10 protein-coding genes are annotated in these 14364 nt (G+C 61.4%); 3 read left to right on the plus strand and 7 right to left on the minus strand.

Annotated elements, in window-relative coordinates; all coding sequences use genetic code 11:
• Positions 1-108 precede the first annotated feature (108 nt).
• On the plus strand, positions 109-558 hold the full coding sequence (gene msrB / locus R0J92_RS19220; protein ID WP_106164414.1) for a peptide-methionine (R)-S-oxide reductase MsrB: 450 nt from the start codon (positions 109-111) through the stop codon (positions 556-558).
• On the plus strand, positions 555-1070 hold the full coding sequence (gene msrA, locus R0J92_RS19225) for a peptide-methionine (S)-S-oxide reductase MsrA (RefSeq protein ID WP_411052783.1): 516 nt from the start codon (positions 555-557) through the stop codon (positions 1068-1070). Before msrB ends, msrA begins: the two co-directional genes overlap by 4 nt.
• Before the next feature lie 79 nt (positions 1071-1149).
• Here msrA and R0J92_RS19230 read toward each other — a convergent pair whose 3' ends face one another.
• From R0J92_RS19230 to R0J92_RS19255, 6 genes are all read right to left on the minus strand, one after another.
• Positions 1150-3156, minus strand: a complete 2007-nt coding sequence (locus R0J92_RS19230; RefSeq protein WP_411052784.1) for a hydantoinase/oxoprolinase N-terminal domain-containing protein — start codon at positions 3154-3156, stop codon at positions 1150-1152.
• Between the two features lie 70 nt (positions 3157-3226).
• Positions 3227-4273 (minus strand): tRNA epoxyqueuosine(34) reductase QueG, encoded by a 1047-nt coding sequence (queG, locus tag R0J92_RS19235; RefSeq protein WP_411052785.1) that lies wholly within the window; start codon positions 4271-4273, stop codon positions 3227-3229.
• Between the two features lie 69 nt (positions 4274-4342).
• Positions 4343-5008, minus strand: a complete 666-nt coding sequence (locus tag R0J92_RS19240) for a glutathione S-transferase family protein (RefSeq protein WP_106164410.1) — start codon at positions 5006-5008, stop codon at positions 4343-4345.
• 69 nt (positions 5009-5077) lie between these two features.
• Positions 5078-5818, minus strand: a complete 741-nt coding sequence (gene mtgA, locus R0J92_RS19245; RefSeq protein WP_106164409.1) for a monofunctional biosynthetic peptidoglycan transglycosylase — start codon at positions 5816-5818, stop codon at positions 5078-5080.
• Positions 5819-5975: 157 nt separating this feature from the next.
• The gene (gltB, locus tag R0J92_RS19250; protein WP_317384961.1) at positions 5976-10508 is read right to left on the minus strand and encodes a glutamate synthase large subunit; all 4533 of its coding nucleotides are present in this window, start codon (positions 10506-10508) and stop codon (positions 5976-5978) included.
• A 74-nt stretch (positions 10509-10582) separates the two neighbouring features.
• On the minus strand, positions 10583-12025 hold the full coding sequence (locus R0J92_RS19255) for an NAD(P)-dependent oxidoreductase (protein ID WP_411052786.1): 1443 nt from the start codon (positions 12023-12025) through the stop codon (positions 10583-10585).
• A 237-nt stretch (positions 12026-12262) separates the two neighbouring features.
• Here R0J92_RS19255 and R0J92_RS19260 point away from each other — a divergent pair, with 237 nt between their 5' ends.
• A complete protein-coding gene (locus tag R0J92_RS19260) occupies positions 12263-13066 on the plus strand; it encodes an undecaprenyl-diphosphate phosphatase (protein ID WP_411052787.1) in 804 nt (267 codons plus the stop codon).
• Positions 13067-13118: 52 nt separating this feature from the next.
• Here R0J92_RS19260 and R0J92_RS19265 read toward each other — a convergent pair whose 3' ends face one another.
• Complete coding sequence (locus R0J92_RS19265; protein ID WP_411052788.1) at positions 13119-14108, minus strand: complex I NDUFA9 subunit family protein; 990 nt, start codon at positions 14106-14108, stop codon at positions 13119-13121.
• Positions 14109-14364 lie beyond the last annotated feature (256 nt).

Here is a 14364-nt window from a genome sequence, read left to right on the forward strand (position 1 = left end):
TTTTGCTCACGGGAGGGGGTGACTGCCAGTCACCCTCTTGCGCATTGGGGTTTGAAAGCGCAGTCTCCGACCCCAAATATTGCCCTATCAATCATGTGGGAGGGGCCCATGACCAAATACTTCAAGAACCCTGATGCCGTCGCAGCGCTGTCGGAAGAGGAATTCCACGTCACGCAAAACGCGGGAACCGAACGGCCAGGCACGGGCAAGCTGCTGTCCAACAAGGAACCCGGCATCTATGTGGACATCGTCTCCGGCGAGCCGCTGTTTGCTTCTGCCGACAAATATGAGTCGGGGTGTGGCTGGCCGAGTTTTACCAAGCCGATCGAGTCCGCCCATGTGCAGGAAATCGAAGATCGAACCCTCGGCATGATCCGCACCGAAGTGCGTTCCACCCATGGCGACAGTCATCTCGGGCATGTTTTTCCTGATGGACCGGCGGATCGGGGCGGCTTGCGCTACTGCATCAACTCGGCGTCCTTGCGCTTTATCCACCTCGACGACATGGAGGCGGAAGGCTATGGCGCCTACATCAATCAAGTGGAGGACCACCGATGAGCAATACCGAACGTGCCGTTCTGGCTGGCGGTTGTTTCTGGGGCATGCAGGAGCTGATCCGGAAGCGCACAGGCGTGCTGAGCACCCGTGTCGGCTATACCGGCGGCGATGTCCCGAACGCGACCTATCAAAACCATGGTACTCATGCTGAGGGGATCGAGATCATCTTTGATCCCGCGCTGACCTCCTACCGTGAGATGCTGGAGTTCTTCTTTCAGATCCACGATCCCACCACAGAGAATCGCCAGGGCAATGACTTGGGCATGAGCTATCGCTCCGCCATCTACTATGTGGATGAGGCGCAGAAAGCGGTGGCGCTGGACACGATCGCCGATGTGGATGCCTCTGGCATCTGGCCCGGCAAAGTGGTGACAGAAGTGGAGCCCGTAGGCGATTTCTGGGAGGCCGAGTCCGAACATCAGGACTATCTGCAGCGCCTGCCAAGCGGCTACACTTGCCACTTCGCTCGTCCCGACTGGGTCTTGCCCAAGCGGAATCAAGCAGCGGAATAAACCTGATTAGAGCCTGATATCAGGCCCTGAACCCAGAAACGGCCGTCCGGTACAGGACGGCCGTTTGCCATTTCAGATGCTACTGATGCGCAACGCGCGGGCGGCCGCTGGCCTGCACCGTCAGTAGCGCTTCGACGAAGATCGACCGCGCTTCGACCTCTGCGGTCCGGATGTCCCGGCTGACATGTACGTGGATATCGCTGGCCCCTGCTGCTTCGGCGGCGGCGACGGCGTCCGCGCGCAGATATTTTTCCAGCGCCTCCAAGGCCTCCGCACTGGCCGTGAAATCTCGCGGACCGGTGTCGAAATGCACCCGGAACTTGCCCTCGGACGGGGAGGTGACGGTTCCGCTCCGTCGTTGGGATATCCGCCCGACGACGGCACCGATGGCATTGGCCACCCCGGCGTGTTCCGGCAGGATCATTCTGCAGCGCAGCCGATCACCCACCGCCGGGTAGTAGCTTGGGGCAGAAGCGCCAAGACCAATCACATCCACGTTCACGCGCGCATCCAGTGCCAGCACGCCCCGATGCCCCGCCAGACCACGCTGCAGCAGGATATGACGGGCGAGATCCTTTGGGTTGCCCCCAAACGACGCCTGCTCTTCGCAAAAAACTGATTCCAGCAACGTCAGCGCCGTCTGCTCCGTCAGTTGGTCGACGATCATCTGCGCCAGCGCTTTCGCGTCTTCGGCCACTGTGTCGCCGCTTCCGATCCGGCGGCGGGCAAATATCGTCAGAGCCTTTTCTGCCGCGTCTCGATCCCATGCGGAAACCCGGTTCAGGACGTGGCTGGCATCGGAGGGCGTGATACCCGCAATCTGCACCAGACCACGGTCAACCAAGCGGTTCAGCGCTCCGTGCTCCATCCGGGTGCGCAGCACGTCTCCCATCGCACGGACGCCGGTGCCGACCCGTGCCAGAACAGTGGCTTCTCGTTCCGACAGACCAACTGCGGGCTGCCCTTCGACGGCGCGGACAAATCGACCATCGTACTCCCCCACCACAGGCGCGCGCAGCTGCGCCTCAAGCGCGGCATGCACGACATCAGATGCCTCGGCGGCAATCAGGGAGACCGGCAGTACCCGGCGCGGACCAAGCGTCACACCACCATCCAGACCATCGGTGTTGAGATGCACCTGACTGTCACCACCAAGGCCAGTGGTGCGCATGGCCACTGCCTCCACCATGGTGCGAAAGCCCCCCACCAGCGCGCCTTCGGGGTCGATCTTGGGCAGGCCACGTTCGATCAGTGCCACATCGGTGGTGGTGCCACCAATGTCGCTGACCAGTGCGTTTTCAGCCCCGGTCATCCAGCGCGCACCGACGATCGAGGCGGCAGGCCCGCTGAGGATCGTTTCGATCGGCCGGCTGCGCGCCTGCTGCGCCGACATCAGGGCCCCGTCCCCGCGCACCACCATCATCGGGGCTTCGATCCCGATATGCGCCAGCGTGTCCGCCGCGCGATTGATAAGCTGGTCGATCATGCCGATGAGGCGCGCGTTCAGCACCGCCGTCAGCGCCCGCTTGGGTCCGTTCAGCTTGGCCGAGAGCTGATGCGAGCAGGTCACCGGCGCGCCGGTGCGCTCCTGGATGATCTTCGCCACTTCCAGTTCATGCGCGGGGTTGCGAGTGGCAAAGACCCCGGCGACGGCAAAGCCGCTCACACCTGCAGATTCAGTCTCTAAAAAGGCAATTAGGGCCTCTGTGTCGAGTGGTTTCGCCTCACTGCCCGCATGGGTATGGCCGCCAGAGAGGATCAGCGCCGGGTCGCCTTTCAGCGCTTCATTGAGGCCATGGCGGTCCAGATCCTGTTCGGAAAAGCCGATGTAGATGAGCGCCACACGCCCGCCCTGCCCCTCAACCAGCGCATTGGTGGCCAGGGTCGTGGACAGGGCCGCCAAGGACACCTCAGTGGGTGAAGCGCCGGATTGTTCCAGCACCGCCCGCACGGCACCACCAACCCCGATCGCCAGATCCTTTCGGGTGGTGAGCGCTTTGGCCGAAGCGATCACTTCCGTTTCGTCGCGGATCAGGACCGCATCCGTGTAGGTGCCCCCGGTGTCCACCCCAAGCAACAACGCCATCTTATCCTCGAATTCTGTTCACGCCTGCATGGGTGTCACGACCATTCGCGTCACGTCCACTCTGTTTGCGTCATTCCTGCAGTCGCATCACGGCCCAACGCGCAGCATCGGCCACGGTGGGATCGGGATCTTCACACAGCCGTTGGGCATCGGACAACAGGCCGGGGTCGCCGGAATTTCCGATGGCATAAAGCACATTGCGCACAAACCGATCCCGCCCGATCCGTTTGATCGGCGAGCCAGAAAAACGCGCGCGAAAATCGGCATCATCCAGTTGCGCCAGCTCGGCCAGCGGCGGCGCAATCGTTCCCTCCCGCGCAGCATAGCGGATGTCGGAGGCTTCAACCGCAAATTTGTTCCAGGGGCAGGCCGCCAGACAATCGTCACAGCCGTAGATCCGATTGCCGAGTTTGCCGCGCAGCTCCTCGTCGATGGGTCCCTTATGTTCGATCGTCAGATAGGAAATGCAACGCCGCGCATCCAGCTGGTAGGGCGCTGGAAAGGCGTCCGTCGGACAGGCCGTCAGGCAGGCCTTGCAGGAGCCGCAATGATCCGGTTCAGCCGGGTCGATGGGCAGCTCCAATGTGGTAAAAACAGAGCCTAAAAAGGCCCAGTTTCCCCAATCTCGGCTCAGAAGGTTGGTATGCTTGCCCTGCCAACCCAAGCCGGAAGCCTGTCCCAGCGCCTTTTCCGGCACTGGAGCTGTGTCGACAAACACCTTCACCTGCGTTTCATCACCCGCCTCGGCAATCATCCAGCGCGCCAGTCGCTTCAGCCGTTTCTTGACGAGATCATGGTAGTCCTTGCCTCGGGCATAGACGGAGATCGCAGCGCGGTCCGGCAAGCCCACAACCGACATCGGATTTTCATCCGGCGTATAGCTTTCCGCCAGCATGATGACAGAACGCGCCTCCGGCCAGAGTGCGGCCGGATTTTCACGCCAGTTCACCCGGTCTGCCATCCAGCCCATCTGGCCATGGTATCCGGCATCGAGAAACGCGCGCAGCCGCTCTGGCACCTCCGGCACATCCCATGGCCGACAGATGCGCGCGGAGACAAACCCCTCGGCGCGTGCCTGTTCCACAAGCCGTGACTTTATATCGCCGACGTCATTCATCTTTTCAGAAATACCCTCGGGGGTGAACGGGCCGCAAGGCCCGGAGGGGGCAGCGCCCCCAGAGCGGTCTCAGAAATCAAGATCCGCGTAATGCGACGGCGGACGGAAGCCAGACACCTGATCGGCCAGGATAGAGCGGAAGGCGGGGCGGGATTTGATCTTGGCGTACCAATCCTTGACCACGGCAGAGCGGTTCCAGTCCACATCCGAGATGTAATCGAGCGACGACAAATGCGCCGCGGCCGCGAAATCTGCCAGCGTCATGTTGTCCCCCGCCAGCCAACGCCGGTGGTCCAGTAACCAGGACATATAGTCGATGTGATACTTGATCGCTTTGGCGCCCGATTTCACGTTGGAGCTGTCGGGATAGCCTTCGCCGGTCATCTTCTTGTTCACCCGCTCATAGAGCAGCTTCGAGGTCACTTCGCTGTGGAACTTGTCGTCGAACCAGCTGACCAGACGGCGCACTTCCAGCCGCTCGGGCGCGGTCTTTGGCATCAGTGACGGGTCGGGGCGGGTTTCTTCGATGTATTCGCAGATGGCGGCGCTTTCGGCCATCAACATGCCGTCGAGACGCAACACCGGGACTTTGGCCGCAGGGTTGCGACGCAGGAAGTCCGCGTCCTTCTCCCAGTAGCGTTCCTCGACAAGCTCCACCTCTATCTTCTTTTCTGCCAGCGACAGGCGGACCTTGCGGCAGAAGGGGGACAGGGGGACGTGATAGAGACGTGCCATGGGCGTCAAGTGCTCTCCGGTTGTGATGAGGTCGGGTTTCTCCAGCAATGCCTTGCCAGAGCGGAAACTTCAATGCTCGAAACAGGCCGAGCGCCCGTCACGCTCGATGGTGGCGGCGCCATCCATGATTTGGCGCGCTCTTTTGCGCATGAAATTGCCGGGTTGAGCGGCTGATCGCTCTTTCGGGTTGGGCAGAAGCGCTGCGATCAGTGCCGCCTGCTGTGGGCTGAGCGCATCTGCACCGACACCGAAATAGTGCTGCGCGGCGGCATCGGCGCCAAACACACCATTGCCCATCTCGGCCACATTCAAATAGACCTCGACGATGCGGCGCTTGCTCCAGGTGGCTTCGACCACGGGGGTCATAAAGGTTTCCAATGCTTTACGCACCCAGCTGCGTCCCTGCCAGAGAAAGACGTTCTTCACGACCTGCTGCGTGATCGTCGACGCCCCGCGATTGGCGCCGGCTTCCAGCGCGTTGCGGATGGCATTGACGTCAAATCCCCAGTGTTCACAGAACCGCGCATCCTCTGCCGCGACAACGGAGCGGGCGAGGGCAGGGGCGATGTCCTCGATGGGGACCCATTCACGTTCCACGTGGCCGAGGCGACGCTTCTCGGTCCAGATCGTGTGGGTGAGTGGCGGGTTCACCACGGAGTAAAGCAGAATCATCGCCAGCAGAAAGACCAGGCCGCCAAGTGCAGCCCGCAGCGCCCAACGACGCAGGCGGAGATACAGCGCGCGCGGGCTGAACCGTGCGGGCTTCGATTTCGATTTGCGGGATGTCTTCTTGCGTGCTGCCTTTGCCATGGGCTCTCTATAAGACAGAGAACCGCTGCTCTCCAACAGGGAAACGTCCCGCTTGGCAGGTTGCAGTGTTCGGGGCAAAAAAGCGCCCCACAGGTCGAAACACTGCGGGGCTCAGTTTCAGGAATAAGATAGGATCTTATTCTCGGGGATCGTTGAGTTATTCGGCGGGGATCGCCGAAGATTCCGTTGCGATGGGGTGCGGCAGCTTGTTCAGCATCTCCTTTGGGCAGACCTGCAGGAAATGCTGCTTTTCGCTATCCCAGTGCTGCAGGATCTCGGCGGCCTTGCGGCTGCCTGTTTCCGCCAGATGACGTTCGACAAGCGCTTTCAGCTCTGCTTCCCAATGGTCCACAGTCAACGGGCAGGTGACGAGGCTTTCCATGTTCATCAGATGCTCGGCGGTGCCTTCTGGATCGTAAAGATAGGCCATACCACCGGTCATGCCGGCTCCGAAGTTCGCGCCAATAGTGCCGAGAATGACAGCAACACCGCCGGTCATGTACTCGCAACCATTGGTGCCGCAGCCTTCGATCACCACCTTGGCGCCGGAGTTGCGCACCGCGAAACGCTCACCCGCACGGCCCGCGGCGAACAGGTAGCCTGCAGTTGCACCATAGAGCACAGTATTGCCGACAATGGTGTTTTCAGACGCGGTCAGCGGCGACGCCATCGAGGGGCGCACAACCACGGTGCCGCCCGAAAGCCCCTTGCCAACATAGTCGTTGGCGTCGCCGGAGACTTCCAGTTTCAACCCTGGCGCGGCGAATGCCCCGAGCGATTGACCGGCAGAGCCCTGCAGTTTCACCGTCAGGTGATCGGGCTGCAGCGTGTTGCGCATGCCGAAGTTCTGCACGATGTGGCTGGAGGTGCGTGTGCCCACGGTGCGATGCGTGTTCTGCACCGCATAGGACAGCTGCATCTTTTCGCCGTCCTTGAGGAACCGCGCGGCATCGCGCACGATTTCCGCATCCAGCGTATCCGGCACCGCGTTGCGGTCCTTGTCGCGGTTGTAGACGATGCTGGCAGACCCATCGACGGTGATCAGCAGCGGGTTCAGGTCGAGGTCATCGAGGTGGGCCGAGCCACGCGACACCTGCGCCAGCAGATCCGCCCGCCCGATCACCTCATCAAGGCTGCGCGCCCCGATGGAGGCGAGGATCTCGCGGACTTCCTGTGCATAGAAGGTGATGAGGTTCACCACCTTGTCGGCATTGCCGGTGAACTTGCCGCGCAGTGCCTCGTCCTGGGTGCAGACGCCCACCGGGCAGGTGTTGGACTGGCACTGGCGTACCATGATGCAGCCCATCGCGATCAGCGCGGCGGTGCCGATGCCGTATTCCTCGGCGCCCATCATCGCGGCCATGACGATATCACGCCCGGTGCGCAGGCCACCATCGGTCCGCAGGGTGACGCGGCCGCGCAGGTTGTTCATTGCCAGAACCTGATGCGCTTCGGTCAGACCCATCTCCCACGGCAGGCCGCAGTATTTGATCGAGGTCGCAGGCGAGGCCCCGGTGCCGCCGTTGTGGCCCGAAATCAGGATGATGTCGGCTTTCGCCTTGGCCACACCGGCGGCAATGGTGCCAACACCGGAGGAGGCCACCAGCTTCACCGTCACCTTGCAGCGCGGGTTGATCTGCTTCAGGTCGTAGATCAGCTGCGCCAGATCCTCGATCGAGTAGATGTCATGGTGCGGCGGCGGCGAAATCAGCGTGACCCCCTTGGTGGAGTGACGCAGGCGCGCAATCAGGTCGGTGACCTTCATGCCCGGCAGCTGACCGCCCTCGCCGGGCTTGGCGCCCTGAGCGACCTTGATTTCCAGTTCTTCGCACTGGTTCAGGTATTCGGCTGTCACGCCAAAACGGCCCGACGCCACCTGCTTGATCTTCGCCGACGGGTTGTCGCCGTTGGCTTCTGGCACAAAATGCGCCGGATCTTCGCCGCCCTCACCGGAGTCGGACTTGGCGCCGATACGGTTCATCGCCACGTTCAGGGTCTTGTGCGCCTCGGGGCTGAGTGCGCCCAGCGACATGCCCGGGGTGACAAAGCGTTTACGGATCGAGGTGATCGATTCCACCTCTTCGATCGGGATCGCCTTGCCCAGCGGCTTGATGTCCAGCAGATCACGCAGGTGGATCGGCGGGTTTGACTGCATCTTGGCCGAGTACTGCTTCCACATCTCGAAAGACGCGCGGTTGCAGGCCATCTGCATCATATGCATCGAGGTGGCTTCCCAGGCGTGGGTCTCACCCGATTTGCGTGCCTTGTAGAAGCCGCCGATCGGCAGCACGTTTTCCGCGGTATCCCAGCCCTTTGCGTGGATCTCCTCGGCCTTCACCTGAATACCCGAGACACCAATGCCGGAAATCCGCGAGGTCATGCCGGGGAAATACTCTGCCACCATGGCGCGGGAGAGGCCCACCGCCTCGAAGTTGAGGCCACCACGGTAGGACGACACCACGGAGATGCCCATCTTCGCCATGATCTTCAGCAAGCCCTGATCGATCGCCTCGCGGTAGCGGGCGACATTCTCGGTCAGGGAGCCATCAAGCAATCCGCGCTCGATGCGGTCGGCCAGCGAATCTTCCGCCAGATAGGCGTTCACCACGGTTGCACCACAGCCGATCAGCACCGCGAAGTAATGCGGGTCGATACATTCCGCCGAACGCACGTTGAGCGAGCAGAAGGTGCGCAGGCCCTGACGGATCAGATGCGAGTGTACGGCGGATGTCGCCAGGATCATCGGCATCGCGACCTTGCCCGCACCGGAATGCTGGTCGGTCAGAACGATATGGCCAGCACCGGAGCGCACGGCTTCTTCCACCTCGGCGCGAATGCGGGCCAGCGCGCTGTGCAGCGACCCTTTGCCGGGGGCGAAGGAACAATCGATCTCGGCCAGTTTGGAACCGAGGTTCTCGACCAGCTTGTCCCATTGCGAGTTGCCGACAAAGGGGCTTTCCAGCACCACGATCTCGGTCTGGGAGCTGTCCTCGTCGAGCACGTTCTTGAGGTTGCCGAAGCGCGTCTTCAGGCTCATCACGCGGAATTCGCGCAAAGAGTCGATCGGCGGGTTGGTCACCTGAGAGAAGTTCTGGCGGAAGAAGTGGCTCAGCGGGCGATATTGCTTCGACAGCACCGCAGAAGGGGTGTCATCGCCCATGGAAGCAAGGCTCTCCTTGCCGTCCTCGGCCATCGGCGACAGGATCTGCTCCAGCTCCTCGATGGTATAGCCGGCTGCAACCTGACGGCGGCGCAGCTCCTCGCCGGAGAACAGGGGCGTTTCCTGCACGCTGCCCAGCACCGCGTCCAGATCGTTGACTTTCGCCACCCAGTCGCCAAAGGGCAACGCGCGGGAAAGTTTATCCTTGATTTCAACGTCGTGGTAGAGTTCGCCCTTCTTCATGTCCACGGCCAGCATCTGACCCGGACCCAGCGCGCCCTTTTCCACCACAGAGGCTTCGTCGATCGGCACCATGCCTGCCTCGGAGCCCGCAATGACCAGACCGTCGCCGGTGACCACATAGCGCATCGGGCGCAGACCGTTGCGGTCGAGACCAGCACAGACCCAGCGGCCATCGGTCATCGCCAGCGCGGCGGGCCCGTCCCAGGGCTCCATCACGGCGTTGCAATAGGAATACATGTCACGCCAGGCCTGCGGCAGTTCCTCGGCCTGTTTGGACCAGCTTTCCGGCACCAGCATGGTTTTTGCCATCGGTGCGGAGCGGCCCGCGCGCACCAGAACCTCAAACACCGAATCCAGTGCGGCGGAGTCGGAAGACCCATTGGCCACGATCGGCTTAATGTCCTCGGCGTGGTCGCCAAAGGTCGAAGACGCCATGCGGATCTCATGGCTCTTCATCCAGTTGACGTTGCCCTTCAGCGTGTTGATCTCGCCGTTGTGGGCCAGCATGCGGAACGGCTGTGCCAGCCACCACTGCGGGAAGGTGTTGGTGGAATAGCGCTGGTGATAGATCGCAAAGGCGCTTTCGAACCGTTCGTTCATCAGGTCGGGGTAGAAGACTGCAACCTGTTCGGCCAGCATCATGCCCTTGTAGATGATCGACCGGCAGGACAGCGACGCGATATAGAGCGCGCCAACCTGCGCGGCGGCAGCGGCCTTCTCGATGCGGCGACGGATGACGTAAAGCTCGCGTTCGAAGGTTTCTTCGTCCACACCCTTGGCGTTGGAGATCAGGATCTGCTCGATCTCGGGGCGGGTTGCGTTGGCCTTGTCGCCGAGGCAGGTCACATCCACCGGCACATGGCGCCAGCCGTAGATATAGTACCCCATGCGCAGCACTTCGGTCTCGACGATGGTCCGGCAGGTTTCCTGAGCGCCAAAATCGGTGCGTGGCAGGAACACCTGACCCACGGCCATCAGCTCATCCTTGCGCGGCTCGTGGCCGGTGCGCTTGACCTGATCGTGGAAGAAAGGCACCGGGATCTGTACGTGAATGCCCGCGCCATCGCCAGTCATGCCATCGGCATCCACCGCACCACGATGCCAGATCGCCTTTAGTGCGTCGATGCCGGCCTCAACCACCTTGCGGCTCTTACTGCCGTCAACGGAGACCACAAGCCCCACACCACAGGAAGAATGCTCTTCTTCCTCGGAGTAAAGACCGTTTTCGGCCATCCACTGGCGCTTGGCTTCTTCTGCGCGGACCCAGTTCTCATCATATTTGGTCATCTGTGTATTCTCCTCTGCCTGGCGGTGGCGCCGCGCCTGTGTCAGGGGCGCCGGACCGCTCGGGAACCTGTTGATTACTCGGCTGCGACAGCCGCCTTGGTGGTGAAACGTTCCAGGATTGCCTCGGCACAATCGCGACCGTCCTTGATCGCCCAGACCACGAGAGAGGCACCGCGCACGATGTCCCCCACCGCATAGACACCATCGAGGTTGGTCGCGCCGGTGCGGAACTCCGCCTTGATGGTGCCCCAGCGGGTCACCGGAAGGTTGGGTTGGTCCCAGAGCGTCGGCAGGTCTTCGGGTTCAAAGCCAAGCGCCTTGATCACCAGATCGGCGTCCTCAACGTAGTCGGCGCCCTCGATCACCTCGGGGGATTGCCGGCCAGAGGCATCGGGCTGACCCAGGCGCATCTTCTGCACCATGACGCCCGTGACCTTGCCGCTCTCGTCGGTGAAGCCCTTGGGGGCGGACAGCCATTCGAAGACCACGCCTTCTTCCTCGGCGTTCTGAGTCTCGCGCTGCGAGCCGGGCATGTTTGCGCGGTCGCGACGGTAGAGGCATTTCACCGATTTGGCGCCTTGGCGGATCGAGGTGCGCAGGCAGTCCATGGCCGTATCGCCGCCACCGATCACCACCACGTTCTTGCCGTCGGCGTTGAAGGTGCCGTCTTCATACTCCGGCACGCTGTCGCCAAAGTTCGCCACCCGGTTGGAGGCGGTGAGAAAGTCGATCGCCTTGACGATGCCGGTGGCGCCGGAGCCGGGCATGGTGAGGTCGCGGGACTTGTAGACACCGGTGGCGATGATCACCGCGTCATGTTTGCCGCGGATCTCGTCAAACGAGATATCCTCGCCGATGTTGCAGTTCATCACGAAGGTGACGCCGCCGTCGGCCAGCAGCTGGTTGCGGCGCATGACCACGTCTTTTTCCAGTTTGAAGCCGGGAATGCCATAGGTCAGCAAGCCGCCTGCGCGATCATAGCGGTCATAGACGGTGACCTGCACGCCAGCCTTGCGCAGCATGTCCGCCGCCGCCAGGCCACCGGGACCCGCACCGATGATGCCTACGGATTCCTCACGCTCGGCGCGCGGGGCGTTGGGTTTTACCCAGCCTTTGTCCCAAGCGGTGTCGGTGATGTATTTCTCCACCGCGCCGATGGTGACTGTGCCATGGCCGGATTGCTCGATGACGCAGTTGCCTTCGCACAGGCGGTCCTGCGGGCAGATGCGGCCGCAGATTTCCGGAAAGGTGTTGGTGGCCTGCGATGTCTCATAGGCCTCCTTCAGGCGACCGGTGGCCGTCAGGTTCAGCCAGTCGGGGATGTTATTGTGCAGCGGACAGTGCGACTGGCAATAGGGCACGCCACATTGGCTGCAGCGGCTTGCCTGTTCTTCTGCCTTGATCGCGGCGAATTCCGCATAGATCTCGTCGAAATCTTCCTTGCGCGTTTCCGCCGCCCGTTTCACGGGCATATCGCGATCAATCTTCACGAACTTAAGCATCGGTTGCTTGGCCACGGTGACACTCTCCTTTTAGCTGGCGGCGACAGTACAAAGTCTTGAAGCTCAAGTGGTACGTCAGCAATGTTGACCTATTACTTGACTAGCTGTCTGTGAATAGCCGTTCCGGTGGCTTTGTACAGTATTTTTAGATCCGATTCGGTCCTAAAAATAGACTTTCTCATAAAATCAAGGGAGCTATACAGGATGCCAAAGCTGCGACCTTCGCGCAGCATAGCCTTCGGTCCCTGATTTATGCCTTTGTTCCAGCTCATCCTCGTGGCCCTGATTCAGGGCATCACTGAATTTTTGCCGGTTTCCTCGTCAGGTCATCTGATCCTATTGCCAAGCTTGACTGGAATGCAGGATCAGGGACAGGCCATCGACGTTGCTGTCCACGTCGGCACGCTTGCCGCCGTTGTCATCTATTTCTGGCGTGACGTGCGGGTGGGGCTCATGGGGCTGCCGCGGGCCTTGACCGGGCGCTGGGACACTGACGGTTCACGGCTTGCGATGGGGTTGATCGTGGCGACGATTCCGACCGTGCTCTTTGGCGCATTCCTGCATTTCAGCGGTTTCAGCGACGCGTTGCGGTCAGTGGCCGTGATTGGCTGGACCATGCTCGGTTTCGGGCTGGTGCTTTATATCGCCGATCAATGGGGGAGGACCCACAAGTCGATGGACGATTGGGGCCTGCGCGATGCGTTGATCATGGGGCTATGGCAGATGATTGCACTGATTCCGGGCACATCGCGCTCTGGCATCACCATCACCGGCGCCCGTCAATTGGGGTATAACCGGGAGGACGGCGCGCGGATTGCCATGTTGATGTCAATTCCGACGATCATCGCTTCCGGCGTTTTGTTGGGCGCCGAGGTTGCGATCGAGGCCGACATCGCCCTGATGCGGGACATGGGGATTGCTGCACTGCTTGCAATGGGGGCCGCCCTGGCGGCCTTGGCTCTGATGATGCGCCTGCTCAAGTCGGTGAGTTTTACGCCCTATGTGATCTATCGCGTGATCCTTGGTATCGTGCTGCTCGGGATTGCCTATAGCTAAAAAAGGCGCAGCAATCGCCACGCCTTTTTTCACAAATCCGATGAGGTAAGGATCAGACGTCGCCGTGCAGGTTGCGCGCCGATTTCATCAGCTCATCGTACTGGCCGGAGGGGCGGAACTTCCACAGGTAGTCGGGCAGGACAGCGCCAAGGGTGATGGGCTCAATTCCGAGGTCTGCAAATCCGTTTGCGTCCTGAGAGACAACATTGTCGTTCTGCAGGTTTTTCAGCTGGTCACGGGTCAAGAGCCCGTTCTGAAAGAGCCCGAAGGACGCGGACTGGGCCAGATCAAAGCTGAAGGCCATCATGCGCGCGACAAAGTTTGGCAAGGACGCCACGAGCCGGCGGCGATGAATCACTTCGAGCATCTGTGTCATCAGGTCGGAAAAGCTCTTCACCTCCGGGCCGCCCAACTCAAAGACGCCCGGCTTGGCCTCGCCGGTAAGTCCGGCAACTGCCGCCTTGGCGACATCGTCGACATAGACCGGCTGGAAGCGGGTGCTGCCGGCTGCGATCGGTAGCACGGGGCCCAGGCGGGTCATGCTGGCGAAGCGGTTGAAGAACTGGTCCTCGGGGCCAAAAATGATCGAAGGACGCAGGATCATGGCGTCGGGATAGGCTGCCAGTACGGCGGCCTCGCCTTCGCCTTTGGTGCGTGCGTAGTCGCTCGCCCCTGCGGCGTCTGCGCCAATGGCGGAGATCTGGACGAGGCGTTCGACATTATTCTGAGCAGCGATTCGCGCAATCCGACCGGCGCCCTCTGCCTGAACGGCGCTGAATGTGTTCTTGCCAGTCTCGCTCAGGACACCGACGCAGTTCACCACTGCATCCGCTCCGGCCATGACGGCCGCAACAGAGGCATCGTCGCGAATGTTACAGAAGACAGGTTCAACCTGGCCCGGAACGCCATAGGGTTTGACATGCATCGCCTCGTTGGGGCGGCGCACGGCGACGCGAACGCGCCAGCCGTCTTTCGCCATGCGGCGCGCGATGTAGCGACCGACAAACCCCGATCCGCCATAGATGGTGACCAGTTTCGACATGACTTGGCTCCTCTCGCGTAGCTGTTGATCCGATTTACCGCCCCAAGCCCTTTCAAACAAGGCGCAAAACGCCGCTGGCGGTCCTGCAGGCCTGCGATTTGCGCGTAATGAGCGGAGGTTTTGCAAAAATGTCAAAAATCCGTTTGACGCTCCTCGCGACTTTGCTTATACGCCGCTCTCACGATATCCGTGCCCAGATGGCGGAATTGGTAGACGCGCTAGCTTCAGGTGCTAGTGTCCGCAAGGACGTGGAGGT

Origin of the sequence: Tritonibacter sp. SIMBA_163 (genome assembly GCF_046535935.1) — a bacterium.
In the GTDB taxonomy this organism is placed as follows: domain Bacteria; phylum Pseudomonadota; class Alphaproteobacteria; order Rhodobacterales; family Rhodobacteraceae; genus Epibacterium; species Epibacterium scottomollicae.

Coding starts and splice junctions, on each gene's coding strand:
- msrB (WP_106164414.1), top strand. CDS start 109: ATGACCAAATACTTCAAGAACCCTGATGCCGTCGCAGCGCTGTCGGAA.
- msrA (WP_411052783.1), top strand. CDS start 555: ATGAGCAATACCGAACGTGCCGTTCTGGCTGGCGGTTGTTTCTGGGGC.
- R0J92_RS19230 (WP_411052784.1), bottom strand. CDS start 3,156: ATGGCGTTGTTGCTTGGGGTGGACACCGGGGGCACCTACACGGATGCG.
- queG (WP_411052785.1), bottom strand. CDS start 4,273: ATGAATGACGTCGGCGATATAAAGTCACGGCTTGTGGAACAGGCACGC.
- R0J92_RS19240 (WP_106164410.1), bottom strand. CDS start 5,008: ATGGCACGTCTCTATCACGTCCCCCTGTCCCCCTTCTGCCGCAAGGTC.
- mtgA (WP_106164409.1), bottom strand. CDS start 5,818: ATGGCAAAGGCAGCACGCAAGAAGACATCCCGCAAATCGAAATCGAAG.
- gltB (WP_317384961.1), bottom strand. CDS start 10,508: ATGACCAAATATGATGAGAACTGGGTCCGCGCAGAAGAAGCCAAGCGC.
- R0J92_RS19260 (WP_411052787.1), top strand. CDS start 12,263: ATGCCTTTGTTCCAGCTCATCCTCGTGGCCCTGATTCAGGGCATCACT.
- R0J92_RS19265 (WP_411052788.1), bottom strand. CDS start 14,108: ATGTCGAAACTGGTCACCATCTATGGCGGATCGGGGTTTGTCGGTCGC.